The following is a 22,718-nucleotide window of genomic DNA, read 5'->3' on the forward strand; positions in this document are numbered from 1 at the left end:
ACCGTTCTGATATCATAATACAGAACAAACATTTGTTTGTCAACAAAAATCGAACATATTTTCCGAACAAATATTTGCTTTTTGGATTTGCATTTGTTATACTTAACACAGATATTGATAAAAGGAGGGGTTGTATGGAAAAAGGCAACATTTCAAAAAAGCAACAAGAAATTCTTGATTACATCAAAGAACAGACATTATCAAGAGGTTTCCCACCTTCTGTTAGAGATATATGTGCTGCAGTTAATCTTAAATCTACTTCTTCTGTTCATTCTCATTTAGCTACTCTTGAAAAGAACGGATATATTAGAAGGGATCCTACAAAGCCTCGTGCCATTGAAGTTTGTGATGATGGCTTCAATATGGTGAGAACTGAGATCGTAAGCTTGCCTGTTGTTGGTCAGGTCGCAGCTGGAATGCCTATTCTTGCTGAGGAGAACATTGATTCATATATTCCTATTCCTGCTAGTATGTGCCCTAAGGGATCGGATGCTTTCATTTTAAATGTTAAAGGCGATTCAATGATCAATGCTGGAATCTATAGTGGAGACAAGCTTTTTGTTCAGGTTTGTGATACTGCTAAAAATGGGGATCAGGTAGTTGCTCTGATTGATGATTCAGCAACTGTTAAGACTTTTTATAAAGAGCAGGGCCATATCCGACTTCAGCCAGAAAATGATTCTATGGACCCAATAATCGTAGATGATTGCAAGATACTTGGCAAAGTGTTTGGTGTCATGAGATTTTATCGCTGATTAACTAAAAAAGAGCTACTTACTTTTTAGTAAGTAGCTCTTATTTTTACTTGAGTTCGTTTGTATCTACAAGTTTTCCGTCTCTCCAGATTCTTTCAAGATCATAAAACAATCTGTTTTCATTATCAAATACATGTACAATAATATCTCCAAAATCAAGGAGAACCCAATTTCCGGCGTCATATCCTTCAACATCTTTTGTCATGAACCCCTGTCTTCCAAGAACTTCCTGCACATTATCTGCAAGAGCTTGCACTTGATTGATATTAGTTCCGCTTGCAATAACAAAATAGTCTGCAAGAGTAGAAATTTCGCTGATGTCGATTACGTGAACATCCTCTCCTTTTCTATCTTCTAATGCATCAACAGCCATAGCTGCCATTTTTTTTGAAACACTTAAGTCTGCCATATTCACCTCAAATTTGATAGTATTTTTTGTAAAAATGATACGCATTCATAGTCGCATCATCGCATTCTTTGCCAATAGTGTTAAGATATACAACTGAATCATGAAGAATATGTGCTAGGCACCTATCGAGATCAGTAAATGCTTCTTTTCTGATTTCGTCCATACCCTCAAGAGGCTTCCTATTTGGCTCGATAAAATCTGCTATATAGACGATTTTTTCAAGAAGTGACATATCTTCTTTTCCGGTAGTATGCCATCTGATAGCATTTAATATTTCTGTATCATATACATCATATTTGGTACGAGCTAAGTACATTCCAACTTTAGCATGAAGTAAGGAATGATTTTTCTTCTCAACTTCTGATACTTCTATATGATTTTTTTCACATATATTTAGCTGTTCTTCATGAGACATACATTTTGCGCAGTCATGAAGCATTCCGGCAACTAATGCTTTTTCTACATTGGCACCATGTACCATTGCCATGCTTGCAGCTGTATAAGCTACGCCAAGAGTATGATCAAACCTATCTGGCTTAAGTTCTTTAGCCAGTTCTTTTCTGAGCTTTTGTGATATTTCCAATGTCTTCATTTGTATAAGCCCTTTATACACAAAAATTCAACTACTTCATCAGGAAGCATATATCTTACGGATCTTCCTGAACGAATGCGCTGACGTATCTCAGTTGCAGAAATATCAATTCTGTTAAATTTCAGAAGTCTGATATCTGCATTGTAGATCTTTTTAAGTTCATTTCTCTTTTTATCTAGAGCAGCAAGATCATCATCTTCTCTTACAGCAGCAAGTATTGTGCAAGAAGTCAAAAGATCTTTTGCTCTATACCATGTGTCTATTCCAATGATTGAGTCTCCGCCAAGAATAAGGTAAAGCTCATCTCCTGGATACATGACTTTTAATTCCTGAATGGTATTGTATGTATATGTTCCTTCAGGTTTATCAATTTCTATTCTGGAGCATGTAAAATATGGGTTATCACTTATGGCCATCTTGACCATCTGATAACGAACATCTCCTGGAGTGATCTCCGTTCTGTTAGGGAGATGAGCTAGATTATTGGGAATAAAAATGACTCTGTCGAGATTAAATTGTTCTCTGGCAGATTCACCTAGTAGTAAATGAGCATTATGAATAGGATCAAAAGTACCACCTAATATTCCGATTCTCCTATGTTCCATATAATAACCTCCATTTATTTAATGATAAGATTATTTTTCTTTTTTTGCCTTTGGAAGAATTATCTTTGGTTCATCTTTGAAAGGCTTGTATAATACAAACTTTCTGCCAATTACCTGGACAAGCTCTGAACGTGTCCTTTCAGATACCTTAATAGCTGCGTTTGTAACATCCTCTGTGCAGTTCTTGAGAACTGTTATCTTTACAAGCTCATGAGTATTGAAGGTTTCAGAGATTGCTTCAATTATTTCTGGTGTAACTGTTGCCTTACCAATCTGAAATACTGGTTCTAATTCAGATGCAAGACTCTTTAAATATGCGCGTTGCTTACTAGTTAAAGTCATTCGTTTGTTTCCTCTTCATCATCATATACAGGCTGAGTGTCTGCATTTCTATAATATTCGAAACTATAGCCATACATTCTAACTGTATCACCTTCTCCAATATGGAGCTTTTCAAGTTCATCGAGAATACCATTATCAGCAAGGAATTTCTGGAAGAATGCAAATCCTTTTTCTGATTCAAGATTAGTGTATCCAAGCATCTTCTCAATCTTAGGACCTTCAATAACGTACTCTGATGTTTCATCATCGTAAAATACTGAATAAGCTTCGTCATTTTCACGAGCCATTGTTTCAGGGAAGAATTCCTGCTCAAATACTACCTTCTGTTCTGGCATTTCAGAAAGGGTCCTACTTACATAGTATAACAGTTCCTGTATGCCTTTTCCAGTAAGGGTAGATGTGGCAAATACTTTAACGCCCAAAGGTTCGTACTTGTCCTTTATCTTCTGGATCATCTCATCATTTTCACCATCAGGAAGCATATCTATCTTGTTTGCTGCAATTACCTGAGGCTTCTTTGAAATATCAGCATTATAATTCTTTAATTCTTCGTTGATTGCTTCAATATCTTCTATTGGATCTCTACCTTCTGTAGAAGCTGCATCAACTACATGGATCATCATCCTGGTTCTTTCTACATGCCTTAAGAATTCATGTCCAAGTCCAGCACCTTCTGAAGCACCTTCAATAAGTCCTGGAATATCAGCAACTACAAATCCTCTTGCATCTGCAAGATCAACAACTCCAAGCATTGGAGAAAGTGTTGTGAAATGGTAATTTGCAATCTTTGGCTTAGCATTAGAAACCTTTGATAAAAAGGTAGATTTACCAACATTTGGAAATCCAACAAGTCCGACATCAGCAATCACCTTAAGTTCAAGCATGACTTCAAGACTGATAGCTGGCTGGCCAGGCTGAGCATATTTAGGAGCCTGCATTGTAGATGTAGCATAATGCATATTTCCATTTCCGCCCTTACCGCCTTTTAAAATAACAGCTTCCCTGTTATCACCACTCATATCAGCAATAACTTTGCCTGAATTAGCTTCTTTTATGACTGTTCCTTCAGGAACCTTTATATAAAGATCAGCTCCATTTTTTCCATGGCAGCGTCTCTTATTTCCATCTTCACCGTTTTCAGCTTTATATTTACCACCGTAGTGAAAGTCTGAAAGAGTATTGATTCCTTCATCCACTACAAAAATAACGTCGCCGCCTTTACCACCGTCGCCGCCGTCTGGGCCACCGTTTGGTACATACTTTTCTCTTCTAAAAGAGATATGTCCATCTCCGCCCTTACCACTTTGTATAAAAATTTTCGCCTTATCAACAAAAACTGGCATGATCACACCTCAAGTTTCGTTTAAAAAAGGCTCCAAACATTATGTGTTTGAAGCCCGTTTTTGCAATAATTACTTATTCTCTACAGGATGAACGCTAGCCTGCTTTTTATCTCTGCCCTTACGCTCAAATCTAAGAACACCATCAACAAGTGCGTATAATGTATCATCTTTACCGATGCCTACATTTACACCAGGATGAATGTGTGTTCCACGCTGTCTGTATAAAATATTACCGGCCTTTACGAATTGTCCGTCAGCTCTTTTTGCTCCAAGTCTCTTTGACTCTGAGTCTCTACCGTTCTTAGTAGATCCTACACCCTTCTTGTGAGCAAAAAATTGAAGGTTCATATTCATCATGACTTATTCCCTCCTAAATTTAATGTTCAAAAACTTCTTACCATATTGCTGGAATATACTGCTTACTCCTAATTCAAAAGATTTAAGAAGCAGATCTGAATCAGAACCTGGTTCATTTCTAAACTTCAATCTGATAATACCTTTATCTTCATCTTGTTCAAGATCAATCTCATCGTCAGTAAACTTTTCAATGGAATTGATCAGGTTAATGGTCAAAACTGAAACTGCAGCACAAACGATATCCTCGCCATACTCAGCAAATCCTGCATGCCCATTACATTCAATACATTTATATGTATCATTAGATGATTTTGTAATAGTTATAGTAGTCATTTATATTCCGTTTGTTAATAATTACATTGAGATCTTGTCAATCTTAACGAGAGTGAATGGCTGTCTGTGACCGTTCTTCTTATGATAGCCAGTCTTTCTCTTGTACTTGTAAACAACAACCTTCTTAGCACGACCCTGCTCAACAACTGTAGCAGAAACCTTTGCTCCGCTAACGTCACCAGCAACCTTAAGTGCCTTGTCATCATTTACTGCGATAACATTATCGAATGTTACCTTTTTTCCAGGCTCAACATCAAGCTTCTCAACTTTGATTTCATCGCCCTCGGAAACTTTGTACTGCTTACCACCAGTTACAATAATTGCGTACATAAGTTACCTCCTTCTTCATAAAAACTCGCTAACTTTGGCGGGGATAAACCCACTTATGCCTAGTTATGCGGCATACCATGATATATTAACACTGATGTTTACTGTTGTCAACACTATTTTCAACATCTTCTAATATTTCTTTTAATGTTTTATCGTTTTTATTTCTTGTTAATTCCATTATTCCAAGGCCTGTAATATCGATGAATGCAGTATGTACCTGTTCAAGTCTTGCCAAACTTACAACCTTTGATATTAGGGTCTCGTTCTTATCTTTTTCTTTCATATTGATGAAATCTATAAGGATCATTCCTGTGAGATTTCTCAATCGTATCTGCCTTATTATCTCTTCAGCAGCTTCTAAGTTTACCTTTTCTATAATATTGTTTTTACCGTTAATAGCCTTACCAGTATTAACATCGATAGCATTAAAGCTTTCAAGCTGCTCAATTATCAGATAAGCTCCGCTTTTAAGCCAGACCTTCTTTTGCCTTAGTTCATCAATTTTGGATCTAATGCCATGAATGCCGCTATCTTCTATAACTTTATATTCCGTAATATTTCTTGATCTTAAAAAAGCTTTTGTATTATCTATGTTTGATTCTAGGGAATCTTTGTTGTTTGAGGAATCTAGTAGTGTCCCGCAGGTTCTAGTATTTCCTTCTTTGAGTATATCCTGAATCTTTATCAGATTGACCTTGGCATCATTTAAGACCTCTTCTTTTATATGGGCTTCATCTAGATCACATGCTGAGGTTCTAATAATAAGACCAGCGTCACCTATCATATTCATTGAATCTACAAGTTCATTAAATGAGTCGCGTACATTCTCTACTATTTTCTTTCTGACTACATCATTAAGTTTGAGAGATGCTCCAACGCCTTTTTTACCAAGAGTAACAGCAGTGTACTTACCTGAAACCGAGATATTTGTTGTAAATTTAGGCTTTTTGGTCTTAACAGGTTCAGCACTCATCTGTACCACGACCATATCGCCGCATTTTAAAGAGCTTCCTTCGAGCTTTCTATTAAGGACGCAGTCTTCATTTATTCCTTTTAAAGACAGATAACCAATCTCATCTTCGTGGTACTTAATAAATGCAGCATCAATATTTTTTACAATATGATCTACTCGTCCTACATAGATATTATTAAGTTTACTTTCTCTCACAAATGACAAATACTCCAGTTTGCCATCTATAAAAGCTGTAACCACTGGAGTATTCATATATTTTGAGATTATTATCTCAGCCATTTAAATAAAACCTTTCATTCATATCATTTGTTATAAATGGCTCAATGTAGCGTCTGTCGCCATTATCAACAAGTTTGTAGATATCAACTCTGTGAATATTTAAAGATGAAGTGCTAAATTCCTTACCAATGCTTTCAAAGAAAGCACCAAATAAAAGTGTAGGTTTTAGTGTTTCTAAGCTACTCATGCTAAGAAGAAAAGTTCCTGTTTGCTCTTTTTCATCAAACTCATGAGCAAAGATCATAGGCTTCATATCGATCTCTTTCATGCCACTTTTTGTCTTTTTCATGGCAGGAAGCTTATCACCACTTAGATACTTTTCCATTTCGGCGATCCAATCAAAATCAGGCTTGGAATTTGGCCTAAAGGATAATACATATTTAGCGGCATAGGTATCAGTCATAGCCTTAGCTGAATGCTCGTTAAGCTCTTCTACAGCGAGGATTTTGATTCCTTCGTTCATAACAGAGTTAAGTCTATTCATAACATCTGTTGTTGAAACCATTGAATTAACAGTCATATCAAGGTATTCGCCATCACTTGTAGCGCCAACACTAAGTGGCTGTGCAAAAGAAAGAAGCTGATGAGGGCTAAAGCCTTCAGAATACTTGATATCTACTTCAGCTCTTCTTATGGCCTTTTGGAAATACCTCATTATATCAAGGTGACCAACAAATTTGATAGGACCGGTCTTTGAAAATTTAAGTCTTAATTTATGCATTTGTTCTGCCCTCCTTACATACACCTACTCCGTAAGAAGCAGCTCCGCAGCCAAGACAAGACTGTCTGCAGTTAAAAGATTTATTTCCAGCTAAAGCATTCTTCCATTCGCGAAGGAGGAATTCTTTGGTTACACCACAATTTAAGATATCCCAAGGGAAAATCTCATCATCTTTTCTTTCTCTTGTTGTATAGAAGAATGGATCAACGCCGCATTCCTCAAAGGCTTCCATCCAAGTATCAAACTTGAAGTATTCACCCCAGGCATCAAATATGCAGCCTTTTTCATATGCTTTAAGAATAACTTTGCAAAGTTTTCTGTCTCCTCTTGCAAGAACGCCTTCCATCATACTAGCGTCAGCTTCATGCCAGTTATACTTTATGTGTTTCTGATTGAGCTGTGACATAATACCTTTTCTAGTCTTGTTTGCCTTATCAAGGAATTCTTCTTTTGTGTTCATTCTAGCCCATTGGAAAGGAGTGAATGGCTTTGGAACAAAGAATGAAGTACTTGCAACAATATCAATTGTTCTTCCGTTTCTCTTTTCCTTTGGCACGGTTTCAAAGTATTCTACAGCTACTTTATTGGCTATATCACCGATGCCGTAGATATCTTCATCGGTTTCTGTAGGAAGTCCAAGCATAAAGTAAAGCTTAACTTTATTCCAACCGCCCAAGAATGCCTCATGTGAACCTCTTAAGATATCTTCCTCAGTAAGTCCCTTATTTATTACGTTTCTCATTCTCTGAGTACCAGCTTCAGGGGCAAAGGTCAAGCTACTCTTTTTAACATCCTGAACTTTACTCATAACATCAAGAGAGAAAGCATCGATTCTAAGTGATGGTAAAGAAATGTTTACTTTCTTTTCACTACAGTTCTTGATGAGGAAATCAATAAGTTCAGGAAGCTTTGAATAATCACTCGAACTTAAGGAACTAAGTGATATTTCTTCATAACCTGTGTTTTTTAATGCTTCGAGAGCTAGTTCTTTTAGATGCTCAACATCTTTTTCTCTTAAAGGTTTATAAAGCTGCCCAGCCTGGCAAAATCTACATCCACGGATGCACCCTCTCATAATCTCAAGTACCACTCTGTCCTGAGTAATCTTGATATAAGGAACGACCGGCTTTGTAGGATAAAAAGTCTCTGAAAGGTCAAGACACATTTCCTTTTTAATAACACTTGGAATATCATCATAGATAGGCTTCATTGAGGCTATCGTGCCATCTTCCTTATACTGTACATCATAGAATGCAGGCACATAGATACCGGAGAGCTTGGCACACTCATGAAGAAAGTCTATACGAGACATATTTTCTTTTTTGCATTTCTTGTACAGATCAAAAAGTTCTCTATACTTGGTCTCACCTTCACCTATATAGAAAATATCAAAAAAGTCTGCGATTGGCTCAGCATTATAGGTACATGGGCCACCACCAATTACAATAGGATCGTCCCATGTTCTATCCTTTGATAAAAGAGGAATCTTTGAAAGATCTAGTATCTGCAAGATGTTTGTATAGCACATCTCATACTGGATAGTAAATCCCAGGAAATCAAAACCCTTGATCGGATCCTGAGATTCAAGCGCAAAAAGAGGAATGTCCTTTTCTCTGAAGGTTTTGTCAGCGTCTACCCATGGAGAATAGACTCTTTCACACCAAACATCATCATAAGAATTAAACATTCCATACAAAATCTGAATACCAAGATGAGACATACCAATCTCGTAAACATCCGGAAAACACATTGCAAATCTGATATCAACAGCATTCTTATCTTTAGTTACGCTGTTGACTTCGTTTCCAATGTATCTTTCTGGTTTCTCAAGATCTAATAAGATCTCATCGGATAAAGCTAAATTATAATTCATACCATTTCCTTATCGTCTTGCTAGTTCACTAGTTATATCCTCCCAGCTGACATTTTTTTCAGCCATAAGGACCATCATATGATACAGGAAATCGGACATTTCGTAAACTACTTCATTGCTATTTGGATTTTTGGCTGCAATAACTATCTCTGTTGCTTCTTCGCCGACTTTTTTAAGGATCTTATCAATTCCTTTGTCAAAAAGATAATTTGTATAAGAGCCTTCCCTAGGATTAACCTTTCTGTCATTTATTACGTCAAAAACATTTTGAAGGATCTTCTGGGGATTCTTTTCGACATAATCCTTTTTAGCTATCTCATTAAAGAAGCATGAGTATTTGCCAGTGTGACAAGCAGCTCCTATCTGCTTGACCTTGGCAAGTATAGTATCAAGGTCACAGTCAGCATACAAAGATTTAACATACTGGTAATGAGAGCTTGTTTCTCCCTTTATCCAGAGCTCGTTTCGGCTTCTGCTGAAATATGTCATCTTTCCTGTTTCGAGAGTTTTATTATAAGCCTCTTCGTTCATATATGCCAGCATCAAAACTTCATCTGTTTTATAGTCCTGAACGATTACAGGAATCAGACCATCAGAGTTTTTCTTAAGTTCATCCCACTTAAAACTAGGTTTCATAGAAAAGAACTCAAGTCCAGCTTTTTTGATTGATGCCTCATAAGATGCTGCGTCATCTTTAAAATTACTAACTACTAAATTTATAGGAAGATCAAGAGTATTTTTTCCAAGATCATCCTCTTTATCAGAAAAATAAAGGAGTTCTGAAACATAAGAAGTTAATTCATCTTTGCATTCAGAAATAATTGAAACATCTGAATATAGGGCAAAAATCTTATTTGCTCCAAACTTATCGGAAACTTCAGCTAATATATCCTGATTCTTTTTATCTATATAGCTAATAGCAACCTTCTGGCAACCAGCATATAAGAGTTTTTTAACATCTTCCATGCGCTTTATATTTCCAGTACCTATTATTGATGCGTCAGAAGCGTTGCAGATATCCTTTATGATATCAAGAGCTTTCTCGTGATCTGCATCTGTCATACCTTCGGACATATCATAGACTAAAATGTCATTTACATTAAGCTCATTAAGCCTTTTTGCATATGCTAAAGGGTCATTATCAATGACATTTTTATCATTTAAGGAATTAACTACTTTGCCATTATAAAGATAAATGCATGGCAGAATTTTATATATCTTTGACATATTATAGTGCTCCTTTTGTGCTAAGTACGTCTGTGATCCTAGGATCGATGGTTGTTGCCTCATCTAAAGACTTGGCAAATGCTTTGAACATAGCTTCTATCTTGTGGTGATCATTTATTCCAGTTATGACACGAAGGTGAATGTTCATCATAGCAGAATAAGAAAGAGCATAGAAAAACTCACGCACAAGCTGAGTGTCGAAATCTCCAACCATTGGACTTGAAAATTCAGCATCCATAACAAAATATGGTCTGCCGCAGAGGTCAATAGCGCTTAAGACAAGGCTTTCATCCATAGGAAGGATCATATTGCCATAGCGCTTAATTCCTTTTTTGTCGCCTATAGCCTGCATGATTGCCTGACCAAGAACTATTCCGGTATCTTCAACTGTGTGGTGTCCGTCAACATTAAGATCGCCTTCAACGGCCACTTTTAGATCAAATAAGCCATGTTTTGCAAATCCTTCAAGCATATGATCAAAAAAACCAATACCTGTATTTATTTCGGATTTTCCAGTACCATCAATGTTAATGGAAACTGTAATTTTAGTTTCTTTCGTGTTTCTTGCAACAGTTGCAGTTCTGCTTCCCATAAATAGTGTCTCCTTTTATAAATCTTCAACATATAGCATGAAAACAAAGAACTTTAATTCATTACTTGCAATTTATAGTTAATTTAGAAAGTTAACTTGCAATAATTATACAATTTTATACAATTACAATCTTTACTTATCGGAATTAACCATAGTGGTCAATATAATAACCAATGTAATTATTTATTCAAATCGTACTGCGATTGAGTTTGCATGCGCTGTTAAGCCTTCTTCTTTTGCAAAAAGTTCTATATCATTATGAACTTTTCTTAGCGCATCTTCTGAATATGAAATAATACTTGTTTTCTTAAGGAAGTCATCAACATTTAGTGGTGAGAAAAATCTTGCCGTTCTGTTTGTGGGTAAAATATGATTTGGACCAGCATAATAATCTCCCAAAGGTTCTGATGAATACTCGCCAAGAAAAATAGCACCTGCATTTTTAATTTTGGTCATGGTCTCAAAAGGATTTTTGGTAATGATCTCAAGGTGTTCAGATGCAATTGCATTTGCTGCATCGATCATATCCTGCATATTATCAGCAATAAAGATATAGCCATAATTATCAAGAGATTTTCTAATGATATCTGCTCGAGATAATGTCTTTAAAAAGCCTTCAATCTCTTCCTTTACCTTTTTAGCTACTTCTTCAGAAGTTGTAATAAGGATTGCTGATGCAAGCTCGTCGTGCTCAGCTTGAGATAAAAGGTCAGCGGCAACATATCTAGGATTCGCTGTTTCATCTGCAATTACAAGGATCTCACTTGGGCCTGCAATTGAATCAATTGAAACATAGCCAAAACATGCCTTTTTGGCAAGGGCAACGAAGATGTTTCCAGGGCCTGTGATCTTATCAACCTTAGGAATTGATTCCGTTCCGAAAGCCATAGCTGCAATAGCCTGTGCTCCGCCTACTTTATAGACTTCAGTTACTCCTGCAATATCTGCAGCTACCAACGTTCCGGCATTGACTTTCCCATCTTTTGAAGGTGGTGTGCACATTACGATTCTTTCAACGCAGGCAACCTTTGCAGGAACTACATTCATAAGTACACTTGATGGATAAGCAGCCTTTCCGCCAGGAACATATATTCCGGATATTTCTATGGGAAGTATTCTCTGGCCTAAGATGCTTCCATTTTCATTTGTTTCTATCCAACTGTTTCTCTTTTGCTTCTCGTGAAAAACTCTGATGTTTTCAGCGCTTTTCTTCATAACTTCGATAAATTCAGGGCTAAGCTCTTTATACGCTTCTTCTATTTCACTGCGGGTTACTTTAACAGTATCTTTTGTTAAAGAGCATTTATCAAACTTCAAAGTGTAATCAAAAAGAGCAGAATCTCCATTTGCTCTTATATTGTCTATTATATCATTGACTGTTTTTTCATATTCAGAGTAACTTCCGGTATTTCTACCAAGAAGATTACCAAGTAGTTCTTTTTTAGTTTCTGTATTTAATCTAAGGGTCTGCATTTTAATCTAGATTCTCCTTCATAGCATTGATGAGTTTGCGAATTCTATCTGTTTCCATCTGCATACTAACCTGGTTTACGATCATTCTTGCAGATAATGGACAGATTTCTTCTAATACCTCTAATCCGTTTTCTCTTAGTGTAGAACCAGTCTCTACAATATCTACGATCACATCAGATAAATTGACGATAGGTCCAAGCTCTACTGAACCGTTTAATTTGATTATGTCTACAGTCTGATGCTTTTGGTTAAAGAAATAGTCTTTGGCTATATTTGGATATTTGCTGGCAACTCTTATCATCTCTCGATGCTCTAAGAGCTTTTTGGCTTCTTTTGGTCCACATACGCACATTCTGCACTTTCCAAAGCCAAGATCAAGTACTTCATATACTCTTCTGTTTTCTTCAAGGATTGTGTCAGCGCCGACTATACCAATATCAGCTGCTCCATATTCTACATATGTTGGGACGTCAGGACCTTTTGCAAGGAAGAATTTAAGACCAAGCTCTTCGTTTGTAAAGATCAGTTTTCTTGTTTTTTATCTAATATTTCATCACATTTGATACCGCACTTATTTAAAAGTTCCATTGTAGAATCTACAAGTCTTCCCTTTCCAAGTGCAAATGTAAGATATCTCATAGGGCCTCCAATTACTTTGTGCATTTAAGGACAACGTTTTGACCTTTATTTCTAAGATCATTTGCTTTACTTAGAGCATCTTTGAAAGAATCATCATTAAATTCAATGACAGTTGCCTCGCTTTCATGCTCCAGATCACAGCTCTGCCTATATAAAGCAGACATCAGATCGTCAAGTACAATTGAAAAACCAATTGCTGGTGCATCCTTACCATATTTTCCAAGAAGATTATCATATCTTCCGCCCTTAGCTATAGCATCTCCAACGCCGTAGGTATAGGCACTAAATATGACACCTGTGTAATAATTGAATTTACTTAGCATACTAAGGTCAAAAGAAATGTACTTCTCAACACCATACATTGTAAGAACCTTATAAAGCTCTTTTAATCTCTTGATAGAGCTTAGGGACCTTTCATTTGTAACCTGACTTTGAGCTTTATCTAATGCATCATCTGAGCCAATAAATTCAGATACCTTTAGGATGAGATCCTTGTATTTTTCAGGAACGCCCCTTGAAACCATGATATTCTCAGCTGCAAAGTAGTTCTTGCCTGTAATCTGTTCTCTGATATCTCGTTCAGTATCATCATCGATACCAGCTTCTTCGCATAATCCTTTGTAGTAATCAGCGTCGCCAATGCTGATCTGGAAATCTGAAAGACCTGTAGCTTTGAGGGACTCTATCAAAAGAGATATGACTTCAGCATCTGCATAGACACTGTTTTCATTCATGAACTCAATGCCGATGTTTCGGTTTTCTTTAAGCTTTCCCTGAAGACTTGATGTATTAAGATAGGCTTTACCCTGATAACAAACCCTCACTGGTTCTTTGTTTTCAAGCATTACCTTTGATGCACATCTTGCAATAGATGGAGTAAAGTCTGGTCTAAGTACAAGCGTATTTCCATCTTTATCAAAGAACTTAAATAGTTCCTTTGCATCAGAAGCATTTATCTCTTCCGCAAATACATCAAAAAATTCAAATGTAGGAGTATCTATATCCTGATATCCGTAACTCTTTATTACTCTATGGATCTTGTCGCGGACAATATTTCTGTCGCTGCACTCTCTTCCATAGATATCTCTAACACCATCAGGTGTATGCAATAAGACCTTGTTCATATCAACCTCACTTTAATGTGGTACAGTGCTAATTGGGTATCATATTAAAGAGTTTAACATTCGAATCATCCAATGTCAAACCAAAGTTTCTCTGTCATCCAAATCTTTTTGTATTGATTCTAAGTAGGGAACAAGAATACCATTAAGGCTCTTTGACGATATTATGTATGATGGATCGAGCTCATCATGTCTAAAGCTCTTTCTTCCGCCATTTTCTGCTCTATCCCAAAACTCTTTTAGCTTTCTAAAGGGCAGATAATAAAATTCATTTAAACTTGTGAAATAAATAAGAAAAAAAGCGATACCATCCTGTTTTTCAAAGTTTTCCATGAATGTAACCTGATGAGGATGGATGTTTTCTAAAGTAAAGGTTGTAGTTGCGCATTCCTTTGCATCAAAACAAACAGGAATGCCTTGAACTACACCTATGTAATCGACTGTACTTTTTTGATCAAAATAAGCCAGAGTAATATGACGAGACTCCTTATCAATATTAATAGGAGTTATTGGAGTAGGTATCTTCTGGATAAGAGCAAGGTTCTGCTCAAGATATCTTTCATTGGTCCTATTTATGAGTTCTTCTAAAGTTGAACCTCTTAAACCTCTTGATTTCCAAGTAGGCATCTTACCCCTTTCCGAGTACTTTCTCAAAAGCAGTTGGAAGTTTTGAAATATACTCTTTTCCTGCAAGATACATAAATTCTTCAGGAAGATCATTAGGAAATTTGATCCTGTAACTATGAAGCAGCTGATAATTTAACCCTGCTATTTTATGTCCGCCGTACTTGATATCTCCAATGATAGGATGGCCTATGCTTGATAAATGCGCTCTGATCTGATGAGGCTTACCAGTTATAAGTTTAACTTCAATTACTGTCAGATTCCTATCGCTTAAATATTCAAGCGGCACATATTCTGTTTCGATATAATCTGAATCACTATTTATAGGCTCACTAGTGATCTCAACCTTATTTTTCTTTTCATCCTTGGTCAGATAACCTTTTAACATAAAGCTATCTGACAGCTTACCCTCTACTATTGTCCTATAGTATTTATCGAGGTTTCGCTCCTTTAAAAGTCTGTTCATACACCTTGCACCAGCAAGGGTCTTAGCGCATATTACCAGTCCGCTGGTGTTTCTGTCTAGTCTGTTGCAGACAGATGGTTTATAGGTTTCAAGGGACTTTTTTGTTATTGCACCTGTGTCAATAAGGTACTCTATAAGATAGTCATTTAAGCTTATATCCTTAGGCTGGGCCTTTTGGGTTAAAAGACCTGCTGGCTTAGATAAAAGAACAATATTTGAATCTTCGTATATAACCTCTACTCCAAGCTTTTTGTAGTCAAAAGATATAGTTGGCTCGAAAGCTCCTGATTCTTTACCCATAAATTTTTCTAAAGTTTCATCAGCAAAAAAAATCTTAATGGAATCTCCTAGCTTTAACTTTTCAGTGCCCTGAGCCTTTTTATCGTTCAGAGTTATATTCTTTTTTCTAAGCATTTTGTAAATAAATCCGCCAGATGCATTTGGAAGATAACCCTTAAGAAAGCTATCCAGCCGCTTATCTAACTGATTATTATCAATGATTATTTCTTTCATATAAAAACCTGTTATAAAGATATGGATAAAAGAACTCCTGCAGGAGTTTCAACTGTTCCGTTTTCCCAAGAATCCTCAATCTTTTGAGGATCAATTCCCTTATCAGCGCGAAGCTTCTCAAGCTGATCAAGTCTGTCACAAAAACTCTTAAGGTCATCAAAAATCTTTATGCTATAGCTGGAATATCCGCTGCCAGCCATCATCTTTTTGATGTGTTTTTCGCAGTCAGAAGTATCCATGTCCTTATCTGATGTATAGCAACAGATATTTTTATCAAGAACAGTTGATGCCATTACATAATAGTTCTTTTCATATGATGTGATAATGTGATCATAATGGATCAAGAGGTCTCCTTTATGAGCCTCAATTTCATCATAGTCTTCCTTTGAACAGCCTTTAGCCTTAAGGAACATTATCATATTAACGCCGCTCCATCCAGTAGGAAGGCAAAAAAGAGCTGCTAAAATGCTAAATACATTTTTTTGCGTGTGCTTTAAGATTAAACCAGTAAAAAAAAGCAATAGTACTATCGTCAGAAATATAGCAGTTCTGATAATTGCTTTTTTTCTATTGTTTTCAATATATCCAAATTCGCCTTTGTAAACTTTTTTCATAAATTCCCCTTACTCAAGAACGATATCATTGTAGTCCTCAATATAGTAGTCAGACAGGTCTTTTTTGGCATCATCGCTATGTCTTGAATAATCATCGCTGACAGCAATTACAGTCATACCTGCACTCTTACCTGCTTTGATGCCATCCACAAGATCCTCAAACACCAGACATTTTTCTGGAGCCACAGACAGTTCATTTGAAACTTCAAGATAAACGTCAGGTGCAGGCTTACCCTTTAACACTTCTGTTCCTGATTTGATACTTCCAAACATATCTTTTATGTTGTGAGATCCCAAAACCTGTTCAATAAGCTCCGTGGAATTACTAGAAGCAATTCCAAGCTTTAAGCCCTTAGCTATACATGCTTTAATAAAAGAAAATGCTCCATCCTTTAGTGGGACTTCATTAGTGTACTTATCCCAGGCCATTTTATTCCAATCATCGCCAATCTTTTCAATGGAATCTTTAATTCCAAATCTTTCTTTAAAATACTGCGCTGTTTCTATAAAACTTCTGCCACCTATATCCTGCTGTAATGTCTTAGGTGGTGTTATCCCAAAGCCTGTTAGATATTCTTGATCAATGGCTTCCCACATCCACATGGAATCAACTAATGAACCATCAAGATCAAATATTACAGCTTCATAATCATCAAGGCATAAATTAACCATATTTTATAATCCTAATTCTTTTAATTCTTTTTCGTTCAATGGTCTGTATTCAGAAGGACTTAAGCCTTCATCCAGTACAAGAGGACCAAAGGTGATTCTTTTAAGAAATTCAACCTTATTTCCAACTGCTTCAAGCATTCGCTTGACCTGATGAAATCTTCCTTCATGAATTATAAGATGAATGACAGGTCGCCCCTCACCATCTTTTTCTTGTTTTATGATCTTGGCAGGAAGCGTAAGATATGGAGTTCCATCGTCCCTGGTATCTCCAATATCGATTCCATCCTCCAATAATCTGATATCTTCATCTGAAAGTTCTTTTCTTAGATGGACTTCATAGGTCTTATCTACATGCTTCTTTGGAGAAAGAAGTTTGTGAATGAGCCCTCCATCATCAGTTAAAAGAAGTAATCCTTCAGTATCTATATCTAATCTTCCTGCAGGATTCAATCCCTTAACATTTTCATTCTTTAAAAGATCAAGAACAGTCTTGTTTTTGCCATCTGTTGTTGCAGAAACAACGCCTTGAGGCTTATAAAGCATAAAATAATGAAACTTAGAATATGTAAGGGGGATCTCATCAAAAGAGATTTCGTCGACGTTTTCATTAATATGAGTATCAGACTTCGTGACAGCTACGCCATTTACTTTACATCTTCCGTTTTTTACGTATTCTTTAATTTGTTTTCTGGTGCCAATATTATGATCACCAAGGAATTTATCTAATCTCAATTTATACTCTTTCTATCAATCATTAGTAGCCAGGAACTACAGCTGGAGCACTTTGTGTGAACAGTTCAAAGTTATTATAGGCCCTGCACACAATAATAGGATTTGTAACGCTCTTTGGAATATTCACATTAAAGGATTGTGTTTCCTGAGTTCTATCCCACATCTGAAGGTATGAGAATGTCTTTCCTCCGTCATAGCTGTAGGCAAAATAGATTATAGGGCTCTGACTATCCTTTGTAGACATTTGTACAAGTGCATTTCTTGATGATTTGTCATAAGAAATCACAGAAATATTGCAGTAATCTGGATCGGTAAGATCCTGTCTTACAGGTGCACCAGGCTTTTTAACTGATGTAAACTTATAACCTGAATAATCAATTCCAGTAGAACTAGAAGTTAATTTAAAATATTTTGCAACTGCTGTTGCATCACATACTCCAAGTTTACTTGTAAAATCAGCCTGTTTCAATAAAGGAAGATCATATCCATGGTCAAGGTAAGCATGTTCAATGATTACACAAGGAATGTTTCTTGCTACGCTTGCTCTGATGATACCGTAGTAGTCTTTTCCAGTGCTGCCAAGCTTTGATTTAACGCCTTTTTGATAAAGGCCAAGTGTAGATAGTTCACCTGATTCAATCTGGCCGAAATCGTAACCAGCCTGATAAAACGATCCAAAAGCTGAAGTCCAGACTTCTGAACCATAGAAATTATGCTCTGTAGAAGCATTGAAATGAATGCTGTAAACAAAATCTGCGTTTACACTTTTAGCAAATGCTGCTCTGTCCTCGAGAGAAATAAAGCCATCAGTAGTTCTGGTAAGATAAACAGTTACATTATCGTACTTTTCAAGCTCTGCTTTCATTGCATTAGCAACTTTTAACGTAAGATCTTTTTCAGAAAAGCCGTTGTACTGTGCGCCAAGATTTCTATCACCGGTTCCGCCATGGCCTGGATCGATAACGATCACAACAGGCTTATTTGCAGCTTCAGTTTTGATAGTAAAGCTTGGTAAAAATAGAAATGAGAATAAACTCATAATAATAGCAAAAGAAACTAAAACTTTTTTCATTTATATCCCCTTTTTCAAAATAAGCTGTCGCATAAAAGCGGCAGCTTAATGTTTTCTTAATTGATCATATCTAGATTAAGTGCTTCCTGTTCAGTGATTCCAGCCTCTTGTACAGCCTGTGGCTCTGGAGATGGCGTCTGACTTGAAGCTTCCGGCATCTTGAGATCAGCTCTGTTTGACTTGATCACTTCACTATACTGAGTAAGAGCTGAAAGAATGCTGTCATTGCTCTGGCTGATATTCTTGACCATCTCAACGCTGTGAAGCTTGATGGAATCAATAATATCATCAGTGTTCTTGCTGGTTGCATCAATTGACTGAGAAATAACATCCTCAACACCTGCAAGTAACTGATCTGTATACTGTACAGCTGAAGCTTTCATGTTATTAGCTTCGATCATAGCGTTATCAAGAATCTCTTTTGCCTGCATCGCAGCCTGAGAAACTACTTCGTTGGCCTGAGCATAGGCCTGCTGCATGATCTCATGCTCATTAATAAGCTTGTTTGTCTTGATAGTTGCCTGATCTACGATCTCTTCAGCTTTCTTTCTTGCGTCATTCAAGATAGCTTCTTTATTACTGATGATCTTCTGATACTTCTTGATCTCTTCAGGAGTTTTACTCCTAAGCTCTCTTAAAAGCTCATCAATTTCCTCTTTATTTACTATGATCTTGGTCTGAGAAAGAGGCTGAGGCTTACAATTATCGATATATGTTTCGATCTCATCAATAAGTTGTTCAATCCTGCTGGTCATTTTATTACCCCCGTAGTTTTATCTAAAACCATATTTTTTGTACAGCGCATCTGCCACAAAATCAGAAACACATGGCGAAATATCACCGTTATAGCTGGCTATTTCTTTAACAACAGAGCTACTAAGATAAGAATACTTAATGCTGGTTGTTAAAAATACAGTATCTACCATATTATGCGAAAGTTCTTTATTAGTCTGTGCTATCTGAAGTTCATATTCGAAATCAGTTATAGCACGAAGTCCCCTTATAACAATATGTATATTTTCTTTTTTGCAATAGTCTATAAGTAGACCATCAAAAGATTCTATTTCGACATTATTAAGAGCTTTTACGGACTCTCTTAACATTTTAACACGTTCATCAAGGGTAAACAATGGAGTTTTGGCGGAATTGCACATTACTGCCACAACAACCTTATCAAACATGGCTGATGCACGCTGTATCACGTCCAAATGTCCCAGTGTGACTGGATCAAAGCTACCAGGATATACTGCTACTTTCATAGACTTTCCTTTCTGTACAAAAATACATGTTTGTTAGTTTTGTACTCTTTTTCTCTTCTAACTTCAAAACCATAGTCTGAAACAAAAGAGAAATCCATGTCTACGGCACTTTCTAGAATGATCATTGTGTTCTCAGTAACATAAGACATATTTGATAATTGAGAAAGCGTTCTTTCATAAAGTCCAGCCTGATATGGAGGATCAATAAAAATGATATCTGCTTCCTTTTCATGTATATTTCTAAGAGCAATTACCACATCCTGCTTGAATACAGTAGCTACGTCTTCGAAATGAGTGGTCTTAAGGTTTTCCATTATACATTTATAGGCTTTAGCGGCATTTTCAATAAAATATGCTCTAGAAGCGCCTCTTGATAAAGCTTCAATGCCTATTCCACCGCTTCCAGCAAAAAGATCGATAAAAACAGCTCCTGGAACGTCATTCTGTATCATATTAAATAAAGTTTCTTTGATCCTGTCCTGTGTAGGTCTGGTATCATTTCCCTCAGGAGTCAAAAGACGAAGTCTTCTGGCGCTACCTGCAATTACTCTCATAATCTCACCTTTGTTCCTTTTGTATCTCTGCTTGTTACTTTTAAGTGTCCAAGATGAAGTTCTTTGTCGTTGTGTTCTATGGATTTTTCTTCCATGTCATCGAGATAATAGACATCTCTGACAAAGTCATTCTTTCCAAGTCTCATACCTCGTACACCTACAGCGGCTTTCTTTTTCTCAGGAACCTGTTCAACGTAGAATCTAAGGAAATAGCCTTCATTAGACTGCAAGATCACTGTTTTTTGAGTGTGAAGGATCTCTACGTTTACAACCTCATCGCCGTCACTTAGCTTAGTTGCAGCTACGGTTCTCTTTGAAACATCAAATTCTCCGCCATCTACTACTTTCATCATAGACATTTTAGTAGTAAATAACAACATGTAAAGGTTAAGGTCTGACTGACTTGCGGCAAGGACAATAGTTTCCTTGGAGGTATCAAAATTACTTACATTATCAATAGGTACACCCTTATCTCTCATCTTACCCTGAGGAAGATCCATAGCCTTAACAGTATGGAGATTACCAGTATTAGTAAAGAAGCATACCTTACCTGTGTTCTTCATGATAAATGAGAACTTAAACTCAGCTTCGATAGTCTCTTTGTTCTTTTCGTATGTAGTAGCATCGATAGTCTTGGCATAGCCAAACTTATCCATGATAAATGCTACATCGATCTCTTCAACAGGCTTTTCTTCATATACAGCAGTTTCTCTGTTATCGATAACAGTTTTTCTCTGTGCCTGATACTCTTTTTTGATCTTGAGTAGCTCATTTTGGATAACCATTGACATAGAGTCATGGCTCTCTAAGATATCTTCATATCTGTAGATATTAGCAACTGTCTGCTCGTGTTCTTTTACAAGGGCATCAAGTTCAAGTCCAATGAGCTTGTAGAGACGCATCTCTAAAATAGCATCTGCCTGAGCCTCTGTGAAAAGAAGCTGTGCAGCCATTGCCTGTGATTCTCTGGACTTAAAGTTAATTCCATCTGTAACGCCATTTACAAGGCAGTTCTTGGCCATGGCGCGGTCTTTTGACCCTCTAAGAACTTCGATAACAAGGTCGATCACATTACAAGCCTTAATGAGGCCTTCTTGAATCTCCTTCTTATCCTGTTCCTTTTTGAGAAGTGTTGTATATTTTCTGGTTGCTACTTCAAACTGGAAGTCAGCACAGGCACGCATGATCTCTTTTAAAGACATGGTCTCTGGCCTGCCGTTGTCAATAGCAAGCATGTTTACGCCAAATGTATCTTCAAGCTTAGTCTTCTTGTAAAGAAGGTTTGTAAAGTTCTCAATATCAGTATCTTTCTTTAGCTCAATTACGATTCTGATACCTTCTTTTGAAGACTGGTTAGAAATATCGATAATGTCATTTGTTATCTTCTTTTCAGCAAGCTCAGCCACATCAGCCATGAACTTACCAATTCCCATACCTATCATAGTATAAGGAATCTCAGTGATAACAAGATTTATGTGACCGTTTTTGCCCTTCTCAGTCTCAACCTTACCTCTGATCCTGATCTTGCCGACTCCTGTTTCATAGATTTCTCTAAGGTCATCCTTATTGATAACTATGCCGCCAGTTGGGAAATCAGGTCCTTTGATATACTTCATCAGGTCCTTGGTAGTAAGTGTATCATCCTGAATATATGCAATCTCAGCGTCAATTACTTCTGCAAGGTTATGAGGAGGTGTGCTTGTTGCCATACCTACAGCAATTCCTTCAGAACCATTGATCAAAAAGTTAGGAATCTTAACAGGAAGTACTGAAGGCTCTTTTTCTGTCTCATCAAAGTTTGGAAGGAAATCAACTACGTTCTTATCAAGATCTTCAAGGAAGTTCTCCTGAGTGATCTTGGATAATCTAGCCTCTGTATAACGCATGGCAGCGGCTCCATCACCTTCGATGTTGCCAAAGTTACCATGTCCATCAACAAGTGGAATAGCTTTCTTAAAATCCTGAGTCATTACAACAAGACAATCATAGATAGAGCTGTCACCATGAGGATGATATTTACCCATTGTATCACCGACGATTCTGGCGCTCTTTCTATAAGGTCTGTCATATCTGATGCCAAGTTCATACATATCATATAGTGTTCTACGCTGAACGGGCTTAAGACCATCTCTTATATCAGGAAGTGCACGTGCAACGATAACACTCATGGCATAATCGATGAATGATTTTTGCATTATTTCAGAATATTCTGTTCTTATAATTCTGTCTTCCATTTTATCTATCCTTT

The 22,718-nt window shown here is 36.8% G+C and carries 26 protein-coding genes and 1 pseudogene; 1 reads left to right on the forward strand and 26 read right to left on the reverse strand.

Going from position 1 to position 22,718, the window contains the following annotated elements; genetic code table 11:
* Nucleotides 1-134: 134 nt before the first annotated feature.
* A complete protein-coding gene (lexA, locus tag bhn_RS07285) occupies nucleotides 135-755 on the forward strand; it encodes a transcriptional repressor LexA (protein ID WP_071176069.1) in 621 nt (206 codons plus the stop codon).
* Between the two features lie 46 nt (nucleotides 756-801).
* On the opposite strand, the gene rsfS is transcribed toward lexA, so the two are convergent.
* The 26 genes and pseudogenes from rsfS to bhn_RS07415 form a co-directional block, all read right to left on the reverse strand.
* Complete coding sequence (gene rsfS, locus bhn_RS07290) at nucleotides 802-1,164, reverse strand: ribosome silencing factor (protein WP_071176070.1); 363 nt, start codon at nucleotides 1,162-1,164, stop codon at nucleotides 802-804.
* Nucleotides 1,165-1,171: 7 nt separating this feature from the next.
* Nucleotides 1,172-1,756 carry a bis(5'-nucleosyl)-tetraphosphatase (symmetrical) YqeK gene (gene yqeK / locus bhn_RS07295; RefSeq protein WP_071176071.1) on the reverse strand — a complete coding sequence of 195 codons (585 nt, stop codon included), beginning with the start codon at nucleotides 1,754-1,756 and terminating at the stop codon, nucleotides 1,172-1,174.
* On the reverse strand, nucleotides 1,753-2,361 hold the full coding sequence (gene nadD, locus bhn_RS07300) for a nicotinate-nucleotide adenylyltransferase (protein WP_071176072.1): 609 nt from the start codon (nucleotides 2,359-2,361) through the stop codon (nucleotides 1,753-1,755). The genes yqeK and nadD overlap by 4 nt, the downstream gene beginning before the upstream one ends.
* 30 nt (nucleotides 2,362-2,391) lie before the next feature.
* Nucleotides 2,392-2,703 (reverse strand): ribosome assembly RNA-binding protein YhbY, encoded by a 312-nt coding sequence (gene yhbY / locus bhn_RS07305; protein ID WP_071176073.1) that lies wholly within the window; start codon nucleotides 2,701-2,703, stop codon nucleotides 2,392-2,394.
* Nucleotides 2,700-4,046 (reverse strand): GTPase ObgE, encoded by a 1,347-nt coding sequence (gene obgE / locus bhn_RS07310; RefSeq protein ID WP_071176074.1) that lies wholly within the window; start codon nucleotides 4,044-4,046, stop codon nucleotides 2,700-2,702. Before obgE ends, yhbY begins: the two co-directional genes overlap by 4 nt.
* Nucleotides 4,047-4,115: 69 nt before the next feature.
* Nucleotides 4,116-4,403: a 50S ribosomal protein L27 gene (gene rpmA / locus bhn_RS07315; protein ID WP_071176075.1), complete on the reverse strand. Its 288-nt coding sequence runs from the start codon at nucleotides 4,401-4,403 to the stop codon at nucleotides 4,116-4,118.
* 3 nt (nucleotides 4,404-4,406) lie between these two features.
* On the reverse strand, nucleotides 4,407-4,736 hold the full coding sequence (locus bhn_RS07320) for a ribosomal-processing cysteine protease Prp (protein WP_071176076.1): 330 nt from the start codon (nucleotides 4,734-4,736) through the stop codon (nucleotides 4,407-4,409).
* A gap of 21 nt (nucleotides 4,737-4,757) precedes the next feature.
* Nucleotides 4,758-5,066: a 50S ribosomal protein L21 gene (rplU, locus tag bhn_RS07325; protein WP_071176077.1), complete on the reverse strand. Its 309-nt coding sequence runs from the start codon at nucleotides 5,064-5,066 to the stop codon at nucleotides 4,758-4,760.
* An 85-nt stretch (nucleotides 5,067-5,151) separates the two neighbouring features.
* On the reverse strand, nucleotides 5,152-6,318 hold the full coding sequence (locus bhn_RS07330; protein WP_071176078.1) for a ribonuclease E/G: 1,167 nt from the start codon (nucleotides 6,316-6,318) through the stop codon (nucleotides 5,152-5,154).
* A complete protein-coding gene (locus tag bhn_RS07335; protein WP_071176079.1) occupies nucleotides 6,311-7,039 on the reverse strand; it encodes a TIGR03936 family radical SAM-associated protein in 729 nt (242 codons plus the stop codon). The genes bhn_RS07330 and bhn_RS07335 overlap by 8 nt, the downstream gene beginning before the upstream one ends.
* Entirely contained in the window at nucleotides 7,032-8,912 is a 1,881-nt protein-coding gene (locus tag bhn_RS07340; protein WP_071176080.1) for a TIGR03960 family B12-binding radical SAM protein, read from the reverse strand. Before bhn_RS07340 ends, bhn_RS07335 begins: the two co-directional genes overlap by 8 nt.
* 9 nt (nucleotides 8,913-8,921) lie before the next feature.
* Nucleotides 8,922-10,139 (reverse strand): bifunctional phosphoribosyl-AMP cyclohydrolase/phosphoribosyl-ATP diphosphatase HisIE, encoded by a 1,218-nt coding sequence (hisIE, locus tag bhn_RS15425; RefSeq protein ID WP_083385819.1) that lies wholly within the window; start codon nucleotides 10,137-10,139, stop codon nucleotides 8,922-8,924.
* Between the two features lies 1 nt (nucleotide 10,140).
* A complete protein-coding gene (hisB, locus tag bhn_RS07350; protein WP_071176081.1) occupies nucleotides 10,141-10,731 on the reverse strand; it encodes an imidazoleglycerol-phosphate dehydratase HisB in 591 nt (196 codons plus the stop codon).
* A gap of 183 nt (nucleotides 10,732-10,914) precedes the next feature.
* Nucleotides 10,915-12,204 carry a histidinol dehydrogenase gene (gene hisD / locus bhn_RS07355; RefSeq protein WP_071176082.1) on the reverse strand — a complete coding sequence of 430 codons (1,290 nt, stop codon included), beginning with the start codon at nucleotides 12,202-12,204 and terminating at the stop codon, nucleotides 10,915-10,917.
* Nucleotide 12,205: 1 nt separating this feature from the next.
* Nucleotides 12,206-12,843 (reverse strand): annotated as a pseudogene (gene hisG / locus bhn_RS07360) (ATP phosphoribosyltransferase).
* Nucleotides 12,844-12,854: 11 nt separating this feature from the next.
* Nucleotides 12,855-13,967: an ATP phosphoribosyltransferase regulatory subunit gene (hisZ, locus tag bhn_RS07365; RefSeq protein ID WP_071176083.1), complete on the reverse strand. Its 1,113-nt coding sequence runs from the start codon at nucleotides 13,965-13,967 to the stop codon at nucleotides 12,855-12,857.
* 75 nt (nucleotides 13,968-14,042) lie between these two features.
* Nucleotides 14,043-14,591, reverse strand: coding sequence for a Holliday junction resolvase RecU (locus bhn_RS07370; RefSeq protein ID WP_071176084.1), 549 nt, complete (start codon nucleotides 14,589-14,591; stop codon nucleotides 14,043-14,045).
* Between the two features lies 1 nt (nucleotide 14,592).
* Complete coding sequence (locus bhn_RS07375) at nucleotides 14,593-15,567, reverse strand: RluA family pseudouridine synthase (RefSeq protein ID WP_071176085.1); 975 nt, start codon at nucleotides 15,565-15,567, stop codon at nucleotides 14,593-14,595.
* An 11-nt stretch (nucleotides 15,568-15,578) separates the two neighbouring features.
* Nucleotides 15,579-16,181 (reverse strand): hypothetical protein, encoded by a 603-nt coding sequence (locus bhn_RS07380; protein WP_071176086.1) that lies wholly within the window; start codon nucleotides 16,179-16,181, stop codon nucleotides 15,579-15,581.
* 9 nt (nucleotides 16,182-16,190) lie between these two features.
* Nucleotides 16,191-16,853: an HAD family hydrolase gene (locus bhn_RS07385; protein ID WP_071176087.1), complete on the reverse strand. Its 663-nt coding sequence runs from the start codon at nucleotides 16,851-16,853 to the stop codon at nucleotides 16,191-16,193.
* A 3-nt stretch (nucleotides 16,854-16,856) separates the two neighbouring features.
* A complete protein-coding gene (locus bhn_RS07390; RefSeq protein ID WP_071176088.1) occupies nucleotides 16,857-17,585 on the reverse strand; it encodes a pseudouridine synthase in 729 nt (242 codons plus the stop codon).
* Nucleotides 17,586-17,607: 22 nt separating this feature from the next.
* Complete coding sequence (locus tag bhn_RS07395) at nucleotides 17,608-18,657, reverse strand: N-acetylmuramoyl-L-alanine amidase family protein (RefSeq protein ID WP_071176089.1); 1,050 nt, start codon at nucleotides 18,655-18,657, stop codon at nucleotides 17,608-17,610.
* Nucleotides 18,658-18,713: 56 nt separating this feature from the next.
* On the reverse strand, nucleotides 18,714-19,412 hold the full coding sequence (locus tag bhn_RS07400; protein WP_071176090.1) for an ATPase: 699 nt from the start codon (nucleotides 19,410-19,412) through the stop codon (nucleotides 18,714-18,716).
* A gap of 18 nt (nucleotides 19,413-19,430) precedes the next feature.
* A complete protein-coding gene (gene coaD / locus bhn_RS07405; protein ID WP_071176091.1) occupies nucleotides 19,431-19,916 on the reverse strand; it encodes a pantetheine-phosphate adenylyltransferase in 486 nt (161 codons plus the stop codon).
* On the reverse strand, nucleotides 19,913-20,470 hold the full coding sequence (gene rsmD / locus bhn_RS07410; protein WP_071176092.1) for a 16S rRNA (guanine(966)-N(2))-methyltransferase RsmD: 558 nt from the start codon (nucleotides 20,468-20,470) through the stop codon (nucleotides 19,913-19,915). Before rsmD ends, coaD begins: the two co-directional genes overlap by 4 nt.
* On the reverse strand, nucleotides 20,467-22,704 hold the full coding sequence (locus bhn_RS07415) for a DNA gyrase/topoisomerase IV subunit A (RefSeq protein WP_071176093.1): 2,238 nt from the start codon (nucleotides 22,702-22,704) through the stop codon (nucleotides 20,467-20,469). The genes rsmD and bhn_RS07415 overlap by 4 nt, the downstream gene beginning before the upstream one ends.
* Nucleotides 22,705-22,718 lie beyond the last annotated feature (14 nt).

Origin of the sequence: Butyrivibrio hungatei (assembly GCF_001858005.1) — a bacterium.
GTDB lineage: Bacteria > Bacillota > Clostridia > Lachnospirales > Lachnospiraceae > Butyrivibrio > Butyrivibrio hungatei.